Below are 23,246 nucleotides of genomic sequence, written 5' to 3'. Positions count from 1 at the left end.
AAAATCCTTTAATCTGTGGCTAAAAAATAAAATTAAGATTATCTCTTTTGGAAATTAACGACACTTATCAAACTATTGCAAGCGCATCTGAAGAAATACTGTTTAAAGAAAAAGGCAGTAAATTCTTTGGCTATGCATTTCCGATTGACCATGAAGACGAAGTAAAACCCATTATAGAAGAACTCAAAAAACAGCATCCGCACGCAGTGCATTATTGTTACGCTTACCAAATTGGCGTTGGAAACAAAATTTCGTATCGCGCCAATGATGATGGCGAACCAAGCAATACAGCTGGCGCACCAATTTACGGCCAAATACAATCTTTTGGCTTAACCAACGTTCTAGTTGTAGTCGTTCGTATTTTTGGAGGAGTAAAATTAGGTGTTGGCGGTTTAATAAGCGCTTACAGAACTACGGCTCAAGAAACATTACAGATTTGCGAAATTGTAGAAAAAACCATTGATGTCGAATTTTTAATTTCTTTTGATTATAAAAACATGAATAAAGTAATGCGAGTAATTAAAGAAAAGAAATTAGAAATCGTTTCTCAGGAAATGGAAATGGATGAAATATCGGGTTTGCCAATTGGTAAAATTGTGACCAAAACACGAAAAAAAAATGCCGAAACCGTGTTCAGCATTTTTGATTTAATGTTCGAAATCGATATTAAATTAGTATAAAACGTTACAAAAAAGCATCGCGTTTTAACAATTATTCAAGCGTTTTAAATATATCCAAAATGTACTCTGGAGGAGCTGTTGGACGACCCGTTTTTAACGCAACAAATACTAAAATAAACGTCGCAGTTGTTAATAACTCATTTGTCTCATTATAGATCGCGCAATCAAATTCAATCTTGACAGAAGAGTGACTTTTGAAAGTGGTATGAATTGTTAAAAGTTCGTCATATCTCGCCGACTTTTTATAATTGATATTCATGTTCACAATTGGAAGGCCAATTCCGCTTTCTTCCATGCTTTTATACGAAACCCCTTTATTTCTAAGCCATTCCACGCGTCCAATTTCAAAATAAGGAACATAATTGCCGTGATAAACGACTCCCATTTGGTCAGTTTCTGAGTAACGAACTCGTACTTGAGTCTGGTGATTTTTCATTGATAAAATATTAAAAAAATTCGAATTTAAAAAGCCTCTTTACAACTTTTTTTTATAAAATTAGATACCAAAATATTTTTTTTTACAGAAATTTGTTCACATATTTGTTATCCCGAAATACGGAATAAAATTGCTCCTCTTTTATTAGGAGAATCTTTATAACAATAATAAAAATTTATCTGAATCTATGACTAAAACTGCTCAATCGGTATGGGAAAACTGTTTGTCCTTTATAAAGGATAATATTCAAGACCAAGCATATAAAACTTGGTTTGAACCAATCAAATCAGTTGAGCTAACCGATAACGCATTATACATTCAGGTTCCAAGTAAATTTTTCTACGAATGGCTCGAAGAGCACTATGTAAAATTATTGAAAGTTGCGCTTACCAAAGAACTGGGAAAAAACGCAAAGTTACTCTATAAAATTAAAATGGAGAACACTTATGGCAATAAACAGCCGTTTACCGAGCAGCTGCCAAGTGCCAACAGAGTGCCAATGAAACCGCAAGAGGTTGATGCTCCGTTTAAAAACTTAAATCCTGAATTAAAAAATCCGTTTGTAATTCCTGGAATTAGAAATTTAAAAATTGAGTCTCAGTTAAATCCGAACTACAGTTTTGATAATTTCTTAGAAGGAGATTCTAACCGTTTGGCTCGTTCTGCGGGTATGGCGGTTGCCAACAAACCAGGAGGAACTTCATTTAACCCATTATTGATTTTTGGTGGAGTTGGTTTAGGAAAAACACACTTAGCGCATGCTATAGGCGTAGAAGTAAAAGATAAGTATCCGGAAAAGACCGTTTTATATATTTCTGCTGAGATTTTTACGCAACAATATATCGATTCTGTTAAAAAGAATAATCGTAATGACTTTATTCATTTTTACCAATTGATCGACGTATTAATTATTGACGACGTTCAGTTTTTATCTGGAAAATCTGGAACACAAGATGTATTCTTTCATATTTTCAACTATTTACACCAAAACGGAAAACAAGTAATTCTTACTTCAGATAAAGCTCCTGTTGATATGCAGGATATTGAGCAAAGATTATTGTCTCGTTTTAAATGGGGATTATCTGCAGAATTACATCAGCCTGATTATGAAACTCGTATCTCAATCTTAAAAAACATTTTATATCGTGATGGTGTAGAAATGCCGGAAGATATTTTGGAATATGTTGCGAGAAACATCAAATCTAATGTTAGAGAATTAGAAGGGGCTATCATTTCGTTAATCGCTCAATCTTCTTTCAACAAAAAAGAAGTTACGATTGAATTGGCAAAAAGTGTTGTAGAGAAATTTGTTAAAAACGTAAAGAGAGAAATCTCTATCGACTATATTCAGAAAATTGTTTCAGACTATTTCCAATTGGATATTGAAACTCTTCAATCTAAAACCAGAAAGAGGCATGTGGTGCAAGCAAGACAATTAGCGATGTTCTTTGCAAAAAAATTCACTAAAGCTTCTTTAGCAAATATTGGTTCACAAATTGGAGATCGCGATCACGCAACTGTTCTTCACGCTTGTAAAACAGTAGACAATTTAGTTTCTACAGACAAACAGTTTAAAAAGTTTGTTGAAGATATCAATAAAAAGCTAACGCTGTAAACGCAACTCATGCCAATAAAAGTTTTAATGGTTTGTTTAGGGAATATCTGTAGATCTCCCCTAGCCGAAGGAATTTTAGCTTCAAAATTACCTCAAGATAAATTCTTTGTAGATTCTGCTGGAACAGGTTCTTGGCATATCGGACATTGTCCTGATAAACGCTCTATTGAAGTTGCCAGAAAAAACGGAATTAACATCAGCGCTCAAAAAGGAAGACAGATTCAAGTTTCTGATTTTGATGAATTCGATTATATTTATGTAATGGATGGTTCGAATTTTCGCGATGTGCTACATTTAGCCAAAACTCCAGAACATAAAAACAAAATCCGCATGATTTTGAACGAATTATTTCCAAACGAAAATGTCGATGTTCCAGATCCATATTATGGTTCGGAAAACGGTTTTGACAACGTTTACCAAATGCTGGACGAAGTAACTGATCTTATTGCAGATCAGCTTCTTAAAAAACACTCCTAATACAATTCAATTGTTTCTAAAAAAGAGATAATTGAATTTTTTAATTTAAAACAAAACGCATTATGAAATCTTTCGGAAAACTATATTTAATTCCAACCACAATGGGCGAAAGCGATCCGATGGATGTTTTACCTCAAACTGTTAGAAGAACGATAGAAGTTATCGACCATTATATTGTTGAAAATGACAAAACTGCCAGAAAATCTATAAAAGCGGTTTATCCAGAGAAAAAACAATCAGAATTAGTTCTTTTTACTTTAAATAAAAGAACCGAAACTAGCGAACATTTAGATTTCATCAAACCTTTATTAGAAGGAAAAAATATGGGTTTAATGAGCGAAGCCGGCTGTCCAGGCGTTGCTGATCCTGGTGCTGTAATTGTAAAATTGGCTCATGAAAAGGGAATTCAAGTTGTCCCGTTAGTTGGCCCTTCTTCTATCCTATTGGCGATGATGGCTTCTGGAATGAACGGCCAAAGTTTTACATTCAATGGCTATTTACCAATTGATAAAGACGAGAAAAAATCGGCAATTCGTCATTTTGAAAGATTATCTCAGGACAAAAATCAGTCTCAGCTATTTATTGAAACTCCATATAGAAACAATAAATTAATTGAAGATCTATTGCAGATTTTAAATCCGTCCACACATTTATGTATCGCAACCGATATTACTTTGCCAACAGAATTTATTAAAACCTTGAAAGTATCCGATTGGAAAAAATTGAAAATTGATATTGATAAACGTCCTACTATTTTTATTATTCATAAAATGTAAACTAACTTTACAACCATCATCTATGAAAAAGTTTTTAATTCTGATTTTAATTTGCATTACACAAAATACATTTTGCCAATCTAAAAATACTAAAACCAACATCCCTGATGATGAGGATATGGTTTACAATACTGCTGGAATAGATATTAAACCTGAATATCCAGGAGGCTTGAATGAATTTTACAAGCTTATCGCTCAGAACTATGTTACTCCAAAAGAAAAACCTGTTAACGTAAAAGGGAAAGTAGTTGCTACTTTTATTATTGAAAAAGATGGATCGTTAAATGAAATAAGAATCATAAAAGATGTTGGTTTCAATACTGCTAATGAAGCAATTAGAGTTTTAAATTTATCTCCTAAATGGTCTCCAGGAAAATTACAAGGAAAAGAAGTTAGAGTTTTATATGCAATTCCCATAACTATTAATTAAAATTTAATTGTTTCTAATTTCATCAAACAAGCTCCTCCTAATCAAACTTCATCATGAGCAAACTCCCAAACGTAACCACAAGCATTTTCACTGTCATGTCAAAAATGGCAGCCGAATACAATGCGATAAATCTTTCGCAAGGATTTCCAAATTTTCCTGTTGATGAAAGACTTACAGATATTGTGGCGAGATTAGCAAAAGAAAACGTTCATCAATATACACCAATGGCAGGTTATCCGCCGTTAATGAATAAAATTGCTAAACTAACTTTTGATTCTTATAAAAGAACCATAAATCCAGAAACTGAACTTCTGGTTACTGCTGGCGCAACTCAAGGGATTTTTACTACGATTTTAGCTTTAGTAAAAGAAAATGATGAAGTAATTATTCTTGATCCGAGTTACGATTCTTATGAATCTCCTGTTTTACTTTGTAAAGCTAAACCTGTTCGAGTGGCATTAAATGATGATTATACTCCAAATTGGGAAAGAATTGAAAAAGCCTGTTCTGTAAAAACAAGGCTGATGATTATCAATAATCCGCATAATCCAACTGGAAAAATTTTAACCGAAAATGATTTTATTCAATTAAAAAATCTTCTTGAAAAATATCCTGACATTATCATCTTGTCTGATGAAGTTTACGAATACATCACTTTCGAAGAAAAACATATTTCGGCACACACCAAAGATTTTCTTTTAGATAAATGCGTCATGGTTTCTTCTTTCGGAAAATCATTTCATATTACGGGATGGAAAATCGGCTATACAATTGCGCCAGAACATTTAATGAAAGAAATCAAAAAAGTGCATCAGTTTTTGGTTTTCAGTGTAAACAGCATTTCTCAATTTGCAATTAGCGAATATTTAGATGTTGTCGATGTAAATTTGCTTGGAAAATTCTATCAGGAAAAAAGAGATTATTTTCAGAAATTGCTTCAAAACAGTCGTTTCGAATTAAAACCTTGCGAAGGAACTTATTTTCAAGTTGCTTCTTATGCCAGCATTTCAAATGATGACGATGTAACTTTCTGCAAAAATCTGATTATTGATCACGGAGTTGCCGCAATACCGATTTCGACTTTTTATTCCGATCATAAAGACCAGAAATTAATTCGTTTTTGTTTCGCCAAAGACAACTTCACGCTTGAGTCTGCAGCAAAAAAATTATCTGAAATATAAAATTTCTCAAATTTTATAACATTATTATGCGTGCATCCTATTTTATTTAACTAATATTGTAAAAAAGAAAAAGTATGAGCTATACAGATAAAATGTTACGTGACGATGCTTTACAAGGCAAAGTTATTGTCGTTACAGGCGGCGGAAGTGGTTTAGGTAAAGCTATGACCAAATATTTTCTCGAATTAGGAGCTCAAGTAGCCATAACTTCTAGAGATTTAGAAAAGTTAAAAACTACAGCTGCCGAATTGGAAAGCCAAACTGGAGGCAAATGTCTTCCTCTACAATGTGACGTTCGTCATTACGAAGAAGTAGAAAATATGCTTCAGGAAACTTTAAAAGTTTTCGGTAAAGTAGATGTTCTTTTAAATAATGCGGCAGGAAATTTTATTTCGCCAACAGAAAGATTGTCGGCAAATGCATTTGATACTGTGATAGATATCGTACTTAAAGGTTCTAAAAACTGTACACTGGCTTTTGGAAAACACTGGATAGACACCAAACAAACATCGGCTACGATTTTAAATATCGTTACTACTTATGCTTGGACAGGTTCTGCTTACGTTGTTCCTAGTGCTACTGCAAAAGCTGGAGTTTTAGCTATGACTAGAAGTTTGGCTGTCGAATGGGCAAAATACGGAATCCGTTCCAACGCCATTGCTCCAGGACCATTCCCTACAAAAGGAGCTTGGGACAGATTATTGCCAGGAGATCTTTCAGAAAAATTCGATATGGCTAAAAAAGTGCCACTAAAAAGAGTGGGAGATCACCAAGAATTAGCCAATTTAGCAGCTTATTTAGTTTCTGACTTTTCATCTTACATCAACGGAGATGTCATTACGATTGACGGAGGCGAATGGTTAAAAGGCGCTGGACAATTTAACTTATTAGAAGCAATTCCAGAAGAACTTTGGGATCAGCTTGAAATGATGATAAAAGCAAAAAAGAATAAATAATTACAAGTGCTTACTAAATTCAGAATATTTTTAAAACTATACTGATTGCACGAAATCCCGAAGGTTTACTTTCGGGATTTTTTTTAGTTTTTTTTACCATGTAAGTTCATATAAGAAATTATAAGTTTAGAGTTTATTTATAAGTTCATTTTAGCTTAAAGAATTACACAACTTATTATTGACAGTCTATGTAATGTTCAAAAGAAATATCTATTCTTTTCTCATTATATATGATATAAATTCAGTGAAAACTATTTTCATTATCATCCAGTGACTAAAATTAACTTACATCACTTATATGGTTTAAAACAAACAAATATGTTTATTCGCTTCCTGTGAGGACTTTTTGATTTTTCACCAATAAGTTCATATAAGGAATTATAAGTTTAGAGTTTATTTATAAGTTCATTTAAGCTTAAAGAATTACACAGCTTATTATATAAATATGCAATAGAAATTATCTATTCTTTTCTCATTATATGTGCTATAAATTCAGTGAAAAACTATTTTCATTATCATCCATTGACTAAAATTAACTTACATCGCTTATATGGTTTAAAACAAACAATATGTTTATTCAATTCAGTTAAATTATTATTTTTGCGGAACAAATTATAACATCAAATTTATGCTCATTATAGGAATTGCAGGAGGAACAGGAAGTGGAAAAACAACGGTAGTACACCAAATCATGAACGAATTGCCACATACTGAAGTTGGGGTGATTTCTCAGGATTCGTACTATAAACAAACTGATAATTTATCATTTGACGAAAGAGCATTAATCAATTTCGATCACCCAAGAGCGATTGATTTCGAATTATTGGTAAAACATTTAAAAGCGCTAAAAGCAGGAGAAACAATTGACCAGCCGGTGTATTCTTTCATTCAGCACAATAGAACCGATGATACCGTTTCTACACATCCTAGAAAAGTAATGATTGTAGAAGGAATCTTAATTCTGACAAATCCAGAATTGAGAGACATGTTTGACATTAAAGTTTTTGTGCATGCGGATTCTGACGAAAGATTAATTCGTCGTTTAAAAAGAGATATTTCAGAACGTGGACGTGATATTGACGAAGTTTTAAATCGTTATCAAACAACTTTAAAGCCTATGCATGAGCAATTTATCGAACCATCTAAAGCTTTTGCAGACATCATTATCCCGAATGACAAATACAATACGGTAGCAATTGATGTAGTTCGCGCTGTAATTAATCAGAGAATTTCATAATTTTTATCGTAAATTTAAACCATAATAATTAGGAGCTGATTGCTACGCCAATTCGCTTCGCTCGTGTCCCGCTATTCGTTACAAACGAAGTTCACTGAACTCCGCTTGAAATAAAAAATAAGTGATGTAATCTTTTGTGTCTCGTTAAAGAAACGAGACACAAAAGGATTTTCACTACTATCGGGGCTAGAGACAACACTCAAATTCAAAAGAAATATTCGTTTAGAAATGAAATTTAAAAATCCATACAAAGACAAAAAATGGTTTAAATACCTTGGTAACAAATACGTTTGGGTTTTGCTATTTTTTATAGTTTGGATGTTATTTCTAGACAATTACTCCTATTTTGACCATCGTTTTTTAGATGGACAAATCAATGAACTTCAGGATAATAAAAAATATTATCAAGAAGAAATCAAAAAAGACCAAGAGCAGATTAAATTGCTCAAAAATCCTGAACAAATTGAGAAATACGCACGCGAAAAGTATTTTATGAAAAAAGACAGCGAAGATATTTACATCATTCAATTTGAAGGAGACACGATTCAAGAAAAAGAATAATCAAACAACATAAAATGGCCACTAACCTATTCGACGATTTTAATCCGATTTCATCCAAACAATGGAAACAAAAAATTCAGTTTGAATTGGATGGAGCCGATTACAATCAGACTGTTATATGGAATTCGCCAGAAGATATTCAGGTAAAACCTTTTTATCATAGCGATGAATTTACAAAAGCAGCAAATGTAAATACTCAAGCCTCAGATTTTAAAATCTGCCAGAATATCTTTGTTTTCGATATAGAAAAATCTATTGAACGCGCTTTAAACACTTTAGAAAGAGGCGCAGAAAGCCTTCGTTTTACTATTCAAAACGAAAAAATCGACATTGAAAAACTATTGGAAAATCTTCCTTTAGAAAATAGAACCGTTTATTTTCATTTCAATTTCATTTCAATCGATTTCGTAAAAAAATTAGATACTATTTCGCTTCAGAAAAAAGCACATTTTTATTGCAATTTTGATCCAATTGGACAATTGGCACGTGAAGGAAATTGGTTCTCTACTTCTGAAAAAACAAATTTTGATACTTTAAATCTGGTTTTTAAAAATACAACTAACTTAAATATACTAAGTGTAGATTTAGGATTATATCAAAATTCGGGAGCCAATATCACACAACAAATTGCTTACAGTTTAGCGCATGCAAACGAATATCTAAATCGTTTTGCTGATAATGCAAAATCAATTGTTTTTCAAGTTTCTGTTGGAACAAATTATTTCTTTGAAATTGCTAAACTCCGCGCACTTCGAATGCTTTTTGATTTAATTGCTGCAGAATATAATTCAGAAATTAAATGCCATTTATTGGTAACGCCAACCAAACGAAACAAAACTATTTACGATTACAACGTAAATATGTTAAGAACTACAACCGAATGCATGTCGGCAATTTTGGGAGGCGCAGATGCAATCGCTAATTTACCGTATGATGCTTTATATCATAAAGACAACGAATTTGGTGATCGAATTTCTAGAAACCAGCTTCTGATTTTAAAACACGAAAGTTATTTTGATAAAGTAAATAATCCAGCCGATGGAAGTTATTATATCGAAAGTTTAACGATGCAACTCGCCGAAAAAAGTCTGGCTTTGTTTAAAGAGATTGAAGCAAACGGCGGATTTTTAAAACTTCTAAACGACGGAACAATCAAAAAGAAAATTCAAGAAAGTGCAAATAAAGAGCAGGAATTATTTGATGCTAAAAAAGAAGTTTTATTAGGCACAAATAAATATCCGAACAAAGAAGACAGAATGAAACACGATTTAGAATTGTTTCCTTTCGTTAAAATAAAACCAAGAAAAACATTAATTACGCCAATAATCGAAAAAAGATTAGCGGAGAAAATGGAGCAAGAAAGATTGGAATTGGAATAGAAATTGATTTCAAAAATCTATATTTGAATATAAACCTAAATAATTATGGAAGCAATTAGACAAATAATAACGGTTAAAAACCATTCAGTAACTGTTATTTTACCTGATGATTTTAAAGCAGATGAAGTAGAAGTAATTATTTTGCCTATTCAAAATAATGAATACAAAATTCCACAGTGGCAAATTGACCAAGTGAGAGAAAGGACAGAGAAATACTTAAAAAATCCAAGCGATGCGACTGACATTGATGATTTTTTAAAGGAAATTGAAAATGAATTATAAAATAGAGATTATTACAGAAGCAAAGTCAGATTATAAAAAGTCATTGCTTTGGTACAAAGACATTCACCCTAATTTAGCAATAAGATTTAACGATTCATTTAAAGCAAGCCTTGCAATTCTAAAAAAAGATCCATTCTTATTCCAAATAAGATATGACAAAACAAGAATTGTCTTTTTAAAGACTTTTCCTTACGCCATACATTATTCTATTTACGATAATAAGATTGTTATAAAATCCGTTTTTCACACATCCAGAAATAGTGAACTAAACCAATTTTAAATAATATTTTACAATTGAGAAAAGACCTTAAACATATTACGCTTCAAAGTCAAAAGTTGAAAGTTGAAAGTCAAGAATTAGAAAACTTGACCGAAAACTTTACGACTGCTGAAGGAATTGAAATCAAAAAAAACTATTCGGAGAAAGATATCGAAGATTTAGAATTTCTTGATTTCGGAGCTGGTTTTGCGCCTAACTTACGTGGCCCATACGCCACAATGTATGTGCGACGCCCTTGGACAATTCGCCAATATGCTGGATTCTCTACAGCAGAGGAAAGCAATGCTTTTTACAGAAAAAATTTGGCTGCAGGTCAAAAAGGACTTTCCATTGCTTTTGACCTTCCTACACATCGCGGTTATGATTCAGATCATGAAAGAGTTGTGGGCGATGTCGGAAAAGCTGGCGTTGCGATAGATTCTGTAGAAGACATGAAAGTACTTTTCGACCAGATTCCGTTAGATGAAATGTCTGTTTCTATGACTATGAACGGAGCTGTTCTTCCAATTATGGCATTTTATATTGTTGCAGCTGAAGAACAAGGTGTTTCTCCTGAAAAATTAGCAGGAACCATCCAAAACGATATTTTAAAGGAGTTTATGGTACGAAATACCTATATCTATCCTCCAACTCCTTCGATGAAAATTATTGCTGATATTTTTGAATTTACGAGCAAAAAAATGCCAAAATTCAATTCGATCTCTATTTCTGGATATCACATGCAAGAAGCTGGCGCAACCGCAGATATTGAATTAGCTTATACTTTGGCAGATGGTTTAGAATATATCAGAACTGGATTATCTACAGGAATGACTATTGATGACTTTGCACCACGATTGTCTTTCTTTTGGGCAATTGGTATGAATCATTTTATGGAAATTGCCAAGATGAGGGCTGGACGTATGATTTGGGCTAAATTATTAAAACAGTTCAATCCAAAAAGTGACAAATCTCTAGCATTGAGAACACATTGCCAAACCAGCGGATGGAGTTTAACTGAGCAAGATCCATTCAATAATGTAGCTAGAACTTGTATTGAGGCTTCAGCTGCAGTTTTTGGCGGAACACAATCTTTGCATACAAATGCTTTAGACGAAGCTATTGCCCTCCCAACAGATTTCTCAGCTAGAATTGCTAGAAATACCCAAATATTTCTTCAAGAAGAAACCAAAATCACAAAAACGGTAGATCCTTGGGCTGGAAGTTATTATGTTGAAAGTTTAACCAATGATATCGTTGAAAAAACTTGGAAATTAATTGAAGAAGTAGAAGAACTCGGCGGAATGACAAAAGCCATTGAAGCTGGAATTCCGAAACTTCGAATTGAAGAAGCTGCTGCAAGAAAACAAGCAAGAATTGACAGCGGACAAGACATTATTGTAGGCGTAAATAAATATCGTTTAGAAAAAGAAGATCCGTTAGATATTTTAGATGTAGATAATCAGCTGGTTCGCAAACAGCAAGTAGAGCGTCTTGAAGAAATAAAACAAACGCGAGATTCTGAAAAAGTAAATAAGTCACTAGAAAAATTAATCCTTTGTGCACAGACAGGCCAAGGAAACTTATTAGAAAATGCCATTGAAGCCGCTAGAAACAGAGCAACACTTGGCGAAATAAGCAATGCATTGGAAACTGTTTTCGGCCGTTTTAAAGCACAAATTAAATCTTTTAGCGGAGTGTATAGTGCAGCAATAAAAAATGACGAAAATTTTGAGAAGGCAAAACAACTAGCAGATGTTTTTGCCAAACAAGAAGGAAGACGTCCTAGAATTATGATTGCTAAAATGGGACAAGACGGGCACGATCGTGGAGCAAAAGTCGTAGCTACAGGTTATGCAGATGTAGGTTTTGATGTTGACATTGGTCCACTTTTTCAAACTCCCGCAGAAGCAGCAAAACAAGCTGTAGAAAATGATGTTCATATTTTAGGTGTTTCATCACTTGCAGCGGGTCACAAAACATTGGTTCCGCAAGTTATAGAAGAACTAAAAAAACACGGACGCGATGATATAATGGTAATTGTGGGCGGCGTAATTCCGTCTCAGGACTATCAATTCTTGTTTGATGCTGGCGCATCAGCAGTTTTTGGTCCAGGAACTAAAATAAGTGAAGCGGCTATAAAAATCTTAGAAGCCTTAATAGATTAAAAAAGAAAATCCCTTTTAAAGGGATTTTTCTTTTTTACGTTTAGTCATTAACTGTTGCGTTACTATCCGCTTCTATAAAAGAAAGATCGTAACCCGCAAAATCTCTCATATAGCTTTTCAAAGAAGTTCCAAAAGCATCTCTAAAATGTCTGCTTCCTTTATTTTTGAAAAAGTTCTTTACAGAACCTGCCCCGCCTAAATGCGCTGCAGCTAAAATTCCAGATTCGGTAATTTCAATACCACTGATGATTTTGCCTTCATACTTTTCGATTTCGTTTCTTAAAATCCATTTGTTTTTGGCTAACAAAGCCATGAAAGCTTTTTCTTGTAATGCAGGATCTTTTAAAAAGGCTTTGTTATCATTAATTCCGATTGCTCTTAAAGCTTTAGAACCAAATTGATATTTGCCCATATAACCAAGAGAATTCACTAATCTGTATTTCCCTTGTGATTCTTTAAAAGCTACTGCTTCTTTAAATCCTATAAGATGATTGCCTGTGTATGGGACGTTGGTGTTCGGATAATCATCCTTTTCTTTTGATGGAAAAATGTATTCTGATCCATCTGTTTTTTCAATTAAAAACCAAGGTTTGGTTTCGTGACTAGAGGGAATAAATCCCAAACTTAAAAATGTAATAATAACGACTAAACTCGCATAAAAATACCATTTCTTTATCATAAATTGTTTTTCTTCAAGACACTGTCACTCTCTTGAAATTTCTACGGTGCAAAGATAAGACATTTTCAAAATATACTAAAAACCAGTGATTTAGCATTTTTAAGACAAATTCTAAAATCGCTTTCATCCCAAGTATACTAATAGATTCCGAAAGATTTTGGTAATGATTTTTTAACTTTAAAAATCAATTTTTACGGCAAAAAAAAATCTAATTTTATATAAATTTTAAGCATTTTTTATTAAAAAGAAAGAATTAACTTACGGAATAAAAGCGTTTTTTTATGCGAATCTTGAAATTCAGTTTTTGAATTTTATAAAATTCAACTTCGAAAATTGCTTATTTTTTTATTAATAAAGATCAAAAAACACACAAATTAACAATTCCATATTTTTTGCGTTTTCGAAAGCATTTTGCAATAAAAAAACCGAAGCTAAAATTCACTTCGGTTTCTAATATTTTATTTAATGCAAACTTATCTTGTCACTCCTTGACTCGCGATCCAATCTGAATATTTTTTCGCATTTACATTATGTTCTGCCAATGTTGCTGCAAATTCGTGATATCCGAAACGTTCAACACTTGCACAGAAATAAATATAATCGTTTTTCTCTGGGTTTAAAACTGCTTCTAATGCTGTAATATCAGGCATCGCAATTGGCCCTGGAGGAAGTCCTTTATTTATATAAGTATTATACGGAGATCTCATTACCAAATCATTATAAAAAACTCTTTTAATCACTTGATCAAAATTATTATCTCTTAGTTTCAAAGCATAAATAACCGTTGGGTCTGCTTGCAATGGCATTTCTAAACGTAAACGATTCAGATAAACACCCGCAATACGAGGTCTTTCGTCTTTTTTAACCGATTCTTTATGAACGATTGAAGCTAAGATTGTAGCCTGAACTGGAGTTAAACCTTGTGCTTTCGCTTTGGCAATTCTTTCATCTGTCCAGAAATTATGATATTCTTTAATCATCTTATCACGAAACTTCTCTGCAGAAGTATTCCAATAAACTTCATAAGTGTTTGGAATAAACATTGCAAAAACATTTTCTTCATTAAAACCATTTGCTGCTAAAAAAGTAGAATCTCTAAATGCTTTTACTAAAGATGTGCTGTCAGCTTCGATTTCTGCACCAATTCTTCCTGCAAAATTTTCTAAACGCTCTTGATTATTAAAAACCAATTTAACTGGAATATTAGAACGCATGGCACGAACCAAATCGATATTGTTCATATCTTTCTTTAAAAGAAAACGTCCTGATTTTACATTTTCTGGGTAATCTCTTTTTTCAGCAACCATTTCAAAATTGTCAAAATTCTTGACATAAGGTGCTAAAATCTTTTTTACATCAGCATAATTCGCGTCTGTTGGCACATAAACGTATACTTCTTTTTCTTCAAATTTAGTATTAGAACTAAATATTTTACTGATTAAAATAAAACCATAAATCAATAAAGCTGAAATTATGGCTACGGCACTTATCGTGATTATTTTTTTTAGACTCAAAGCTTAAAATTTAAATTTGTTTATTAATTAGCTGAAAAATTGCTTCATCTTGATAGTGGTTATGATACAAAATCCAGTCTTTTTTTATTCCGATTTTCTTAAAACCAAATTTAGTAAAAAGTGCAATACTGGCTACATTTTGCACACCAATATTTGCATACAATTGATGAAGATTTAAATTATAAAAAGAATATTTAATTAAAAGTTCTAAAGCCTCAGAACCAATATTTTTCCCTTGATTTTCCTCTTTCTGAATTACAATGCCAATTCCCGCCCTATTATTTCTAGGATCAAAATCAAACAAATCAATCAATCCAACAGCAGGAAAATCTTCGTCTTGACAGATCGCCAAACGAAGCTGTTTTGCCTCATAAATATCTTGATGGGCATTTTCTAAATATTGTTTAATCAAAAAACGGCTGTAAGGGCTCTGCGTATTACTGACTTCCCAGATATTCTCATCATTTTCTATAGAATAGATGAACTCTAAATCTTGAGGTTCGAGTGCACGCAAATAAATGTTTTCGCCTTTGAGTGTGATCATTTACAATTTTAGATTTTAGTCCCGATAGCTATCGGGATTGGAATTTGTGATTTTAAAAAATTGGAATTTTTATATTTATATCTCAATTGTTCCTTTAAAAACAAATTTTGCAGGCCCTGTCAAGAAAACATTCGTGTAACCATCATTATCTTTATCAAAAGAAACTACCAATTTTCCGCCTTCAACATTTAAATTTATCGAAGTTTTATCGGTTTCTCCAATTGCATTCATAGCAATTGCAACGGCTGTAGCGCCCGTTCCGCAAGCAAGAGTTTCGTCTTCTACTCCTCTTTCGTATGTTCTCAAAGAAAAAGTATCATTATCTACTTTTTTTACAAAGTTGATATTACTCCCTTTTTCTCCATATAATTCGCCATAACGAATTGCGGCTCCGTTTTCTTTTACATTATAATGTTCCAAATCGTCTACAATTTGAACATGGTGAGGCGAACCTGTATTTAAGAAAGTATAAGAATCTTTTTTCTGAATTTCGTTCACATCAATCATTTGCAAAGAAACAATCGAATCAGCATTAACAGAAGCATGGTGTAATCCATCAGTTGCGATAAAAGTCGTTTTATCATCAATTACACCCAATTGATTGGCAAAAGCAACCAGACAACGGCCGCCATTTCCGCACATCGAACTTTGGTTTCCATCAGAGTTGTAATAAACCATTCTGAAATCGGTTTCTGAATCATTTTCTAAAAGAATTAATCCGTCAGCTCCAATTCCGAAACGTCTGTCGCACAGACGCTCAATAAGTTTTACATCTTCTTTTGGAAAAAAATTTGTACGGTTATCAATCATTACAAAATCGTTTCCTGTGCCTTGATATTTATAAAATTCTACTTGCATTTTTTAGTTGTTAGATGTACAAAAGTACGAACTATTAATTAATGAAATGTTAATCATTGTTAAAGAGCGTTAAACCGTTTTTACAAATAATTTTTTGAAGTAATTTTACGTTAAATAAAACATGAAACGTAAATCCTAATAACTTAATTACAAATTCTAATATGAAAAGATTTTCAGCCTTATTTTTAGTGTCATTATTAAGTGGTGCTATTACTCTTGGTGCTTACAAGTTATTATTTGAAAGCAACAATTCTTTTTTTGGCAAAGGAAATTCTGTTGTAACTCTTGCCCCTAATTCTTACGGAAAAAATGTTGGTTTAGGTGCCGAAATACTAGATTTTACTGAAGCCGCAGACAAAACAATTCATACTGTTGTTCACGTAAAAAATGTTTCTAGAAGAACTGTCAGCAACCCAATGCTAGAGTTTTTCTACGGATATGGTGGACAGCAACAGCAAGAACAAGTAGGAACTGGTTCTGGTGTAATTATTTCTGAAGACGGGTATATCGTTACGAACAATCACGTAATTAAAGACGCTACAGAAATTGAAATTACTTTAAACAACAAAAAATCATACAAAGCGAAGTTAATCGGTACTGATTCGAAAATGGACATTGCACTTTTGAAAATCAATGCTGACGAAAAACTTCCTTACACTGCTTTTGCCAATTCTGATAGCGTAAAAGTGGGTGAATGGGTGTTGGCAGTTGGAAATCCTTATAACTTGACTTCAACTGTAACTGCCGGAATTGTTTCGGCGAAAGCCAGAAATTTAGACCAAAGCGGAATCCAATCTTTCATTCAAACTGATGCTGCTGTAAACCCAGGTAATAGCGGTGGAGCGTTAGTAAATGCACGCGGTGAATTAATTGGAATTAATACCATGATTTCGTCAATGACTGGTTCTTATGTTGGGTATTCTTTTGCTGTTCCTTCTAATATTGCACGCAAGATTATTGAGGACATTATGGAATATGGAAATGTGCAAAGAGGAATTCTTGGCGTTGAAGGTGGTGAATTAAACAGCATGGCTTCTAAAGAATTGGGCATTACCGAAACTCAAGGTTTCTATATTAATAGAGTTTCTAAAAATTCTGGTGCAGAGAAAGCTGGTTTAACTAAAGGAGACATTATTGTAAAACTTGATGAGCAGAATATTTCTACTTATGCCGATTTATCAGGTTACATCAATACAAAACGTCCAAACGATGTGGTTAAAGTAACTTATATCAAAGACGGAAAAACAAAAACTGTTCCTGTAACTTTAAGTAAAAACGAATTTTACAGCGCCGAAGTTAAAGGAATTGAATTAGAAAACATTGATGCTGCTGACAAGAAAAAGTTTAGAATTGATTATGGTGTTAAAATTAAAAACATCACCAACGAGAATTTAATGCAATATCAAAACGAATTGTTAGGAAACATCATTTTGAGTATTGATAACGTTAAAGCAACAAATGTTGAAACAGTTTCAAAACTTTTAAGTAAAAAAGACGAAGGACAAAGTGTTCGAATTGAAATGATCAACAGAAACGGAGAGATCTTCAGAATAATTATTTAAGTTCCGTTTACAGTTCTTGAACTGAAACTAAAAAACTTCAAAAAAGCCATCTTAAGAAATTTAAGGTGGCTTTTTTATTTTCGAAAATAAATGCTAAAATAGTTTACGAAATCGATTGAAATAGATACTTTTGCGCCAAATTTTAAAATAGTGAGCATTTTATTTTTTCAATTATGAGTAACAAAACATTGTACCAAAAAGAGGTAACATTACAAGTCGACCGACGAAAAGCCGGAGTCGAATTAATCAAAACCATAAGCGATTTATGGTATGACAAATCAATCGAAATGGTTTTATTTAAAAATCAATTATTGGATAAAAACTTAAGCGATATTATCAATCTTCATCAATATGCTGGTGAATTTGTAGGCAAACCAATAACTATTTTCGATTCGGTTGAAATTGCAAAAGTGGTTTTGTCTTTAGATCTTCCGCCAGCAAAAATAGATCTCGGAAAATTAACTTACGAGTATCGTTTAGAAGATGAAAAATATCCTGACGCTAGATATTTTGTTATTGAAAAATTGAAAAAAGCAAAATCTTCAAAAGAAATTCAGCCGAAAGACGTTGTTTTGTATGGTTTTGGAAGAATCGGACGTTTATTGGCAAGAGAGCTAATGTCTAAAACAGGAAAAGGAAGTCAATTGCGATTGAGAGCAATTGTAACCCGTGATAAAAATGATGTATCAAGTTTAGAGAAACGAGCTTCTCTATTGCGATATGACTCCATTCACGGAGATTTTCAAGGATCTGTAATAGCCGATTCTAAAAACAATGCCCTAATTATTAACGGAACAACAGTTCATATTATTACTGCAAATTCCCCTGAAGAAATTGATTATACTACATACGGAATTAATGATGCTTTAGTTATTGATAATACGGGAGCATTTACAACTGAAGAAGCATTAAAAAGACATTTAACTTCAAATGGAGCAAGTAAGGTTTTATTGACTGCTCCTGGAAAAGGCGTGCCGAATATTGTTCATGGTGTAAATCATAATGATTTTAATCCTGACGAATTAAATATCTTTTCTGCTGCTTCTTGCACAACAAATGCCATTACTCCTATTTTAAAAGTAGTTGAAGAAACATTTGGTGTTGTAAAAGGACATTTAGAAACCATTCACGCATATACAAACGACCAAAATTTGGTTGACAATATGCATAAAAAATATCGTCGTGGCAGAGCTGCAGCTTTAAATATGGTTATTACCGAAACTGGAGCAGGAAGCGCCGTGGCAAAAGCTTTACCAACATTAGAAGGAAAATTAACTTCCAACGCTATTCGAGTTCCTGTTCCAAATGGATCACTTGTGGTTTTAAATTTAGAAGTTAAAAAAGCAACTTCAATTGCGGGGATTAATAAAATCATGAAGAAATATGCTCTTGAAGGAGAATTGGTTGAGCAGATAAAGTATTCTTTAAACAACGAATTGGTTTCTTCTGATATAGTTGGAACTTCTGCTCCATCTATTTATGATAGCAATGCTACAATTGTTTCAAAAGACGGAAAAAATATCGTACTATATATTTGGTACGATAACGAATATGGATATAGCCATCAAGTTATTCGCTTAGCAAAATATATTGCCAAAGTAAGACGTTATACTTATTATTAATTCAGCCAAACTAACTGTTTTTTAAAACCATCAAGTCAAACTTGGTGGTTTTTCTTTATATAGGAAGTACAGTTGTACTTTTTACTTCAGAAATAACAAAAACAGTATTTATTAAAGAAACTTCAGGCAGGACCGATAGTTTTTTCTGATGAAAATGATGATAACTTTCCATATCAGGAATTATAATTTTAAGCATATAATCAAAATTTCCAGAAACGTAATTGCATTCCACAACTTCAGGCAAATCCAAAATCGACTGATTAAACCCTTCCGAAGTATCGTAAGTTTGCTTAGTGAGAGTAACTTGGCAGTAAACGGTCAAATTATTTCCCAGTTTTTTCTTGTCTAAAAGAGTGACATATTTCTCTATAATCCCATCTTTTTCAAGACGTTTCACTCGATCGTGAACAGGAGTTAAAGACAAATTTATTTTGTTTGCGATGTCTTTTAAAGTATAATGCGCATCTTCCTGTAAAAGACGTAGGATTTTTTTGTCAATTTCATCTAAAACCATAACGAAAACGTTTTATTAAAATTAGTCCGATTTAGTCTTTTTTTCTTTTTGAAGAATAAATTCCAAGTCAAAACAGAATATTTTTCTGTAAAAGTAAAAAATAAAATAATATTTTCTTATTTATCAAGCATTAAACCATAATTTATTCTCTATCTGTAGATTTGTAAAACAATTTCAATAAATAACAAAAAATATAACAAAATGATAATAGGTGTTCCTAAAGAAATAAAAAATAACGAAAACAGAGTTGCCTTAACTCCTGCAGGTGTTTCTGAAATGAAAAAACACGGACATACAGTTTATGTTCAAGCTACTGCTGGTTTAGGAAGTGGTTTTGCTGACGCGGAATATGCTGAAGCTGGAGCAGTTGTTTTACCAACAATTGAAGAAGTTTATGCTATTGCAGAAATGATCATCAAAGTAAAAGAGCCAATTGCTTCTGAATATCCATTGATCAAAAAAGATCAATTATTATTCACTTACTTCCACTTTGCTTCTTCTGAAGAATTGACTCATGCAATGTTAGAAAAAGGAGCTGTTTGTTTAGCTTACGAAACTGTAGAAAAAACAGACAGAAGCTTACCATTATTAGTTCCAATGTCTGAAGTTGCAGGTCGTATGGCAATTCAACAAGGAGCTAAATACTTAGAAAAACCACTAAAAGGAAGAGGAATTCTTTTAGGAGGTGTTCCAGGTGTTCCACCAGCAAAAGTATTAGTTTTAGGTGGAGGAATCGTAGGAACTCAAGCTGCTAAAATGGCTGCCGGATTAGGTGCTCAAGTAACTATCATGGACTTAAGCTTACCACGTTTACGTCAATTAGATGATATCATGCCTGCAAACGTAAATACAGAAATGTCAAACCACTACAATATTACAAGAGCAATTAAAGATGCTGACTTAATTGTTGGAGCAGTTTTAATTCCAGGAGCAAAAGCACCTCACTTAATTACTCGTGATATGCTTAAATTAATGCGTCCAGGAACTGTTGTTGTTGACGTAGCTGTAGATCAAGGAGGATGTATCGAAACTTGTACTCCAACTACTCACGAAAACCCAACTTTCATTATTGACGATATCGTTCACTATTGTGTTGCTAATATGCCAGGAGCTGTACCTTACACTTCTACTTTAGCTTTAACAAACGCAACTTTACCTTATGCTGTACAACTAGCAAACAAAGGATGGGAAAAAGCGTGTGCAGAAAATGAAGAATTGAAAAAAGGATTAAACGTAGCTAATGGAAAAATCCTTTACAAAGGAGTTGCAGAAGCTTGGAATCTTCCTTTTAACGAAGAAATAGTGTTAGCAAACGCATAGGCTAATACTTAAACAAGTGCTTACTAAATCACTTTTACAAAAGGCTTTTCTTTATTGAAAAGCCTTTTTTTTTGCATAAAAAAACCTGTCGCGAAGACAGGCTTTTAAAATATAATTAATGCTTATTTTTTATTATCTAAAACTTCAGTCATTACTTTAGCTTCAGTTCCATTCGGAAAAGTAACTTTAATTTTCTGAGCTATAGTGGGAGCGATTTCTGTAATTGCTTTTTTATCATAAGATTCACCTTTTTTAATGTGCCATCCGTAAAAAATTGCTGGAACATGTGTATCATAACTATAAATAGTTCCATGAGATGTACCTGTAGCTGTATATTCAATAACTCCAGGTTTATCTACAATAACCAAATCTCCGTTTTGCGTAACGTCATAACCTTTCGCTACAAAATTTAAAGAATAATCATTTCCAGCATTCGCCAAAACTTCTTCTTCTGTATAAACCTTCTTAACTTGCGGTTGAGTAATTAAAAACTCTTTAAAAGCTTTTTTAACATTCGCTAGCTCTAAACCTTTATCTTTTATAATCTGCTTATTAAAAAACACATTAAAATTAGAATAGTTTTGAATCAAATCTACACCAAAAGTTTTAGTTGAAAAATCCTGTAAACTTTTCTTAACCTCTTTAGAAGGATAATTGTCTACATTATATTTACGATCTTTTAGATAAATCACGTTTTCAGCTCCAGCATGATCAGCTGTTAAGAAAAGCAAATAATTTCCTTTACCAACTGTTTTGTCCAGATAAGCCAAAAAATCAGCAATTGTTTGATCCAATCTCAAATAAGTATCTTGAAGTTCCATAGATCTTGGTCCAAGCAAGTGACCTACATAGTCTGTAGAAGAAAAACTAACTGTTAGGAAGTCTGTAATATTATCTTTTCCTAATTCTTCTTTTTCGATTGCCTTTTTTGCAAATTCAGCCAGCAAATCATTACCAAAAGGAGTAGCTCTAATTACTCCAGCATCATTCTTCTCATACATTGATTTCAAATCGTATGGAAAAACAGGAGCTGCACTGCCATACAATTTCCCTTCATAAGGATTATTATCTGGTAGGCTTTCATTATAAACAGAAACCGGCTTATACAAATCCCAGCCTTTATTAATATATTTTAGGTAGTTTTTCTCATTATTGAATTCTGTAACCCAATCAGGCAATTTTTCGCCGTAAAAACTACTAGAAATAAAAGATCCTGTTTTACTAAACCAAAAAGCCCAATTAGCAAAATGACCTGCTGGCAATATTGCTCCACGATCTTTTAAACTCATCCCAATAACTTTTCCGTTAAAATTGGTAGCCATTCTAACTTCGTCAGTAATTGTAGTACTTTGAAGGTTTTTTGGAGACATTGCACCTTCTTCAGCAGTACCGTCACCTACAGTTTTAACTCCTGCATCATCTGTGCAATACATTTCTTTTCCAAGAGTTCTACTAAACCATTCATTACCAACAATTCCGTGAGTAGCAGGTGTAGTACCTGTGTAAATTGAAGCATGTCCTGGAGCTGTGTAAGTTGGCATATAATTATAATGCATATTCTGGAAAGTAAATCCATCATTCATTAACCTCTTAAAGCCATTTGGAGAAAAATCGTCTGAAAAACGATATAAATATTCCATTTTCATCTGATCGACAACTATACCCACAACTAACTTTGGACGTTGTTGCGCACTTAAACCTGTTACAGCTAGAAGTGCTAACAATAAAATATTTTTCTTCATATTTAAATAAATAATTTAAACACAAAAATACTCATTCAAATCCAAAAAGTCTAAAGTATCAATATTTACCTCAAACAATTGACTATAATTTAACACTTATAAAACCAGTAAGATTACAATCATGGCGTTCCCCTGCGGGTCGGGCTGTCCGCTGTATTCCCGATTTAGAAAAACAAGGCTTTTTAGCCGCAGTTTTTCTAAATCGGGAGATGCCGCTCCCATAACTAACGCAGCGCGGCATTAAATAGGCTTTTTAATTTCCAGATTTCATAAGATCCGCAGGTTTTCAGAAAAATATATAAAACAGAAAACCCCATCCAGTTCGGATAGGGTTTTTCAAAAGAAAGGCGACGACATACTCTCCCACATAACTGCAGTACCATCTGCGCAGGCGGGCTTAACTTCTCTGTTCGGGATGGGAAGAGGTGAGCCCCGCCGCAATAACCACCTTAAG

At 33.0% G+C, this 23,246-nt stretch carries 23 protein-coding genes and 1 rRNA gene; 16 read left to right on the top strand and 8 right to left on the bottom strand.

Translation table 11 applies throughout. The features are described from left to right. Window positions 1–47: 47 nt before the first annotated feature. Window positions 48–680 carry an IMPACT family protein gene (locus tag AC3E9W_RS05270; protein ID WP_488767324.1) on the top strand — a complete coding sequence of 211 codons (633 nt, stop codon included), beginning with the start codon at window positions 48–50 and terminating at the stop codon, window positions 678–680. 31 nt (window positions 681–711) lie between these two features. Here the strand turns inward: AC3E9W_RS05270 and AC3E9W_RS05265 are convergent, their stop codons facing one another. Further along, window positions 712–1,116, bottom strand: coding sequence for an acyl-CoA thioesterase (locus AC3E9W_RS05265; protein WP_488767322.1), 405 nt, complete (start codon window positions 1,114–1,116; stop codon window positions 712–714). A 187-nt stretch (window positions 1,117–1,303) separates the two neighbouring features. On the opposite strand from AC3E9W_RS05265, the gene dnaA reads away from it, so the two are divergent. The 12 genes from dnaA (at window position 1,304) to scpA (ending at window position 12,437) form a co-directional block, all read left to right on the top strand. After that, window positions 1,304–2,731: a chromosomal replication initiator protein DnaA gene (dnaA, locus tag AC3E9W_RS05260; protein ID WP_095931847.1), complete on the top strand. Its 1,428-nt coding sequence runs from the start codon at window positions 1,304–1,306 to the stop codon at window positions 2,729–2,731. Between the two features lie 9 nt (window positions 2,732–2,740). Next, on the top strand, window positions 2,741–3,208 hold the full coding sequence (locus AC3E9W_RS05255) for a low molecular weight protein-tyrosine-phosphatase (protein WP_488767320.1): 468 nt from the start codon (window positions 2,741–2,743) through the stop codon (window positions 3,206–3,208). Window positions 3,209–3,270: 62 nt separating this feature from the next. Further along, complete coding sequence (locus tag AC3E9W_RS05250) at window positions 3,271–3,984, top strand: SAM-dependent methyltransferase (protein WP_306156230.1); 714 nt, start codon at window positions 3,271–3,273, stop codon at window positions 3,982–3,984. 22 nt (window positions 3,985–4,006) lie between these two features. Further along, window positions 4,007–4,414, top strand: a complete 408-nt coding sequence (locus tag AC3E9W_RS05245) for an energy transducer TonB (protein WP_306156231.1) — start codon at window positions 4,007–4,009, stop codon at window positions 4,412–4,414. Window positions 4,415–4,467: 53 nt separating this feature from the next. Next, window positions 4,468–5,595, top strand: a complete 1,128-nt coding sequence (locus AC3E9W_RS05240) for a methionine aminotransferase (protein ID WP_488767318.1) — start codon at window positions 4,468–4,470, stop codon at window positions 5,593–5,595. Between the two features lie 74 nt (window positions 5,596–5,669). Continuing rightward, window positions 5,670–6,551: an SDR family oxidoreductase gene (locus tag AC3E9W_RS05235; RefSeq protein ID WP_198858279.1), complete on the top strand. Its 882-nt coding sequence runs from the start codon at window positions 5,670–5,672 to the stop codon at window positions 6,549–6,551. 628 nt (window positions 6,552–7,179) lie between these two features. Then, on the top strand, window positions 7,180–7,788 hold the full coding sequence (gene udk, locus AC3E9W_RS05230; RefSeq protein ID WP_250837162.1) for a uridine kinase: 609 nt from the start codon (window positions 7,180–7,182) through the stop codon (window positions 7,786–7,788). 228 nt (window positions 7,789–8,016) lie between these two features. Further along, on the top strand, window positions 8,017–8,349 hold the full coding sequence (locus AC3E9W_RS05225; RefSeq protein WP_125723347.1) for an FtsB family cell division protein: 333 nt from the start codon (window positions 8,017–8,019) through the stop codon (window positions 8,347–8,349). A gap of 14 nt (window positions 8,350–8,363) precedes the next feature. Next, on the top strand, window positions 8,364–9,728 hold the full coding sequence (locus AC3E9W_RS05220) for a methylmalonyl-CoA mutase subunit beta (RefSeq protein WP_488767316.1): 1,365 nt from the start codon (window positions 8,364–8,366) through the stop codon (window positions 9,726–9,728). 45 nt (window positions 9,729–9,773) lie between these two features. After that, the gene (locus AC3E9W_RS05215; protein WP_125723345.1) at window positions 9,774–10,010 is read left to right on the top strand and encodes a hypothetical protein; all 237 of its coding nucleotides are present in this window, start codon (window positions 9,774–9,776) and stop codon (window positions 10,008–10,010) included. Beyond that, window positions 10,000–10,290, top strand: coding sequence for a type II toxin-antitoxin system RelE/ParE family toxin (locus AC3E9W_RS05210; protein ID WP_488767313.1), 291 nt, complete (start codon window positions 10,000–10,002; stop codon window positions 10,288–10,290). Before AC3E9W_RS05215 ends, AC3E9W_RS05210 begins: the two co-directional genes overlap by 11 nt. Before the next feature lie 14 nt (window positions 10,291–10,304). After that, the gene (gene scpA / locus AC3E9W_RS05205; protein WP_488767311.1) at window positions 10,305–12,437 is read left to right on the top strand and encodes a methylmalonyl-CoA mutase; all 2,133 of its coding nucleotides are present in this window, start codon (window positions 10,305–10,307) and stop codon (window positions 12,435–12,437) included. A 40-nt stretch (window positions 12,438–12,477) separates the two neighbouring features. Here the strand turns inward: scpA and AC3E9W_RS05200 are convergent, their stop codons facing one another. The 4 genes from AC3E9W_RS05200 to dapF all read right to left on the bottom strand — a co-directional run bounded on the left by AC3E9W_RS05200 (window position 12,478) and on the right by dapF (window position 16,032). Further along, entirely contained in the window at window positions 12,478–13,116 is a 639-nt protein-coding gene (locus AC3E9W_RS05200; RefSeq protein ID WP_456896885.1) for a peptidoglycan-binding protein LysM, read from the bottom strand. Between the two features lie 473 nt (window positions 13,117–13,589). After that, window positions 13,590–14,630, bottom strand: a complete 1,041-nt coding sequence (gene mltG / locus AC3E9W_RS05195) for an endolytic transglycosylase MltG (protein ID WP_306156236.1) — start codon at window positions 14,628–14,630, stop codon at window positions 13,590–13,592. 10 nt (window positions 14,631–14,640) lie between these two features. Then, window positions 14,641–15,174 (bottom strand): GNAT family N-acetyltransferase, encoded by a 534-nt coding sequence (locus tag AC3E9W_RS05190; protein WP_306156237.1) that lies wholly within the window; start codon window positions 15,172–15,174, stop codon window positions 14,641–14,643. A 75-nt stretch (window positions 15,175–15,249) separates the two neighbouring features. Beyond that, on the bottom strand, window positions 15,250–16,032 hold the full coding sequence (gene dapF, locus AC3E9W_RS05185) for a diaminopimelate epimerase (RefSeq protein WP_488767308.1): 783 nt from the start codon (window positions 16,030–16,032) through the stop codon (window positions 15,250–15,252). 161 nt (window positions 16,033–16,193) lie between these two features. On the opposite strand from dapF, the gene AC3E9W_RS05180 reads away from it, so the two are divergent. Both AC3E9W_RS05180 and AC3E9W_RS05175 read left to right on the top strand, forming a co-directional pair. Beyond that, window positions 16,194–17,594, top strand: coding sequence for a trypsin-like peptidase domain-containing protein (locus tag AC3E9W_RS05180; RefSeq protein ID WP_306156239.1), 1,401 nt, complete (start codon window positions 16,194–16,196; stop codon window positions 17,592–17,594). A gap of 173 nt (window positions 17,595–17,767) precedes the next feature. Further along, window positions 17,768–19,216, top strand: a complete 1,449-nt coding sequence (locus AC3E9W_RS05175; protein ID WP_488767307.1) for a glyceraldehyde-3-phosphate dehydrogenase — start codon at window positions 17,768–17,770, stop codon at window positions 19,214–19,216. Between the two features lie 55 nt (window positions 19,217–19,271). On the opposite strand, the gene AC3E9W_RS05170 is transcribed toward AC3E9W_RS05175, so the two are convergent. Beyond that, complete coding sequence (locus tag AC3E9W_RS05170; protein ID WP_488767305.1) at window positions 19,272–19,730, bottom strand: Lrp/AsnC family transcriptional regulator; 459 nt, start codon at window positions 19,728–19,730, stop codon at window positions 19,272–19,274. 201 nt (window positions 19,731–19,931) lie between these two features. On the opposite strand from AC3E9W_RS05170, the gene ald reads away from it, so the two are divergent. Further along, window positions 19,932–21,050: an alanine dehydrogenase gene (gene ald, locus AC3E9W_RS05165; RefSeq protein ID WP_306156242.1), complete on the top strand. Its 1,119-nt coding sequence runs from the start codon at window positions 19,932–19,934 to the stop codon at window positions 21,048–21,050. 122 nt (window positions 21,051–21,172) lie between these two features. Here the strand turns inward: ald and pafA are convergent, their stop codons facing one another. Continuing rightward, window positions 21,173–22,792, bottom strand: coding sequence for an alkaline phosphatase PafA (gene pafA, locus AC3E9W_RS05160; RefSeq protein WP_488767304.1), 1,620 nt, complete (start codon window positions 22,790–22,792; stop codon window positions 21,173–21,175). A 342-nt stretch (window positions 22,793–23,134) separates the two neighbouring features. Next, window positions 23,135–23,244, bottom strand: a 5S ribosomal RNA gene (gene rrf, locus AC3E9W_RS05155). Window positions 23,245–23,246: the final 2 nt, after the last annotated feature.

The organism is Flavobacterium sp. 38, from assembly GCF_057799715.1.
Note: the sequence above shows the minus strand (reverse complement) of the source record. Positions and strands in the feature narration are given on the sequence as shown.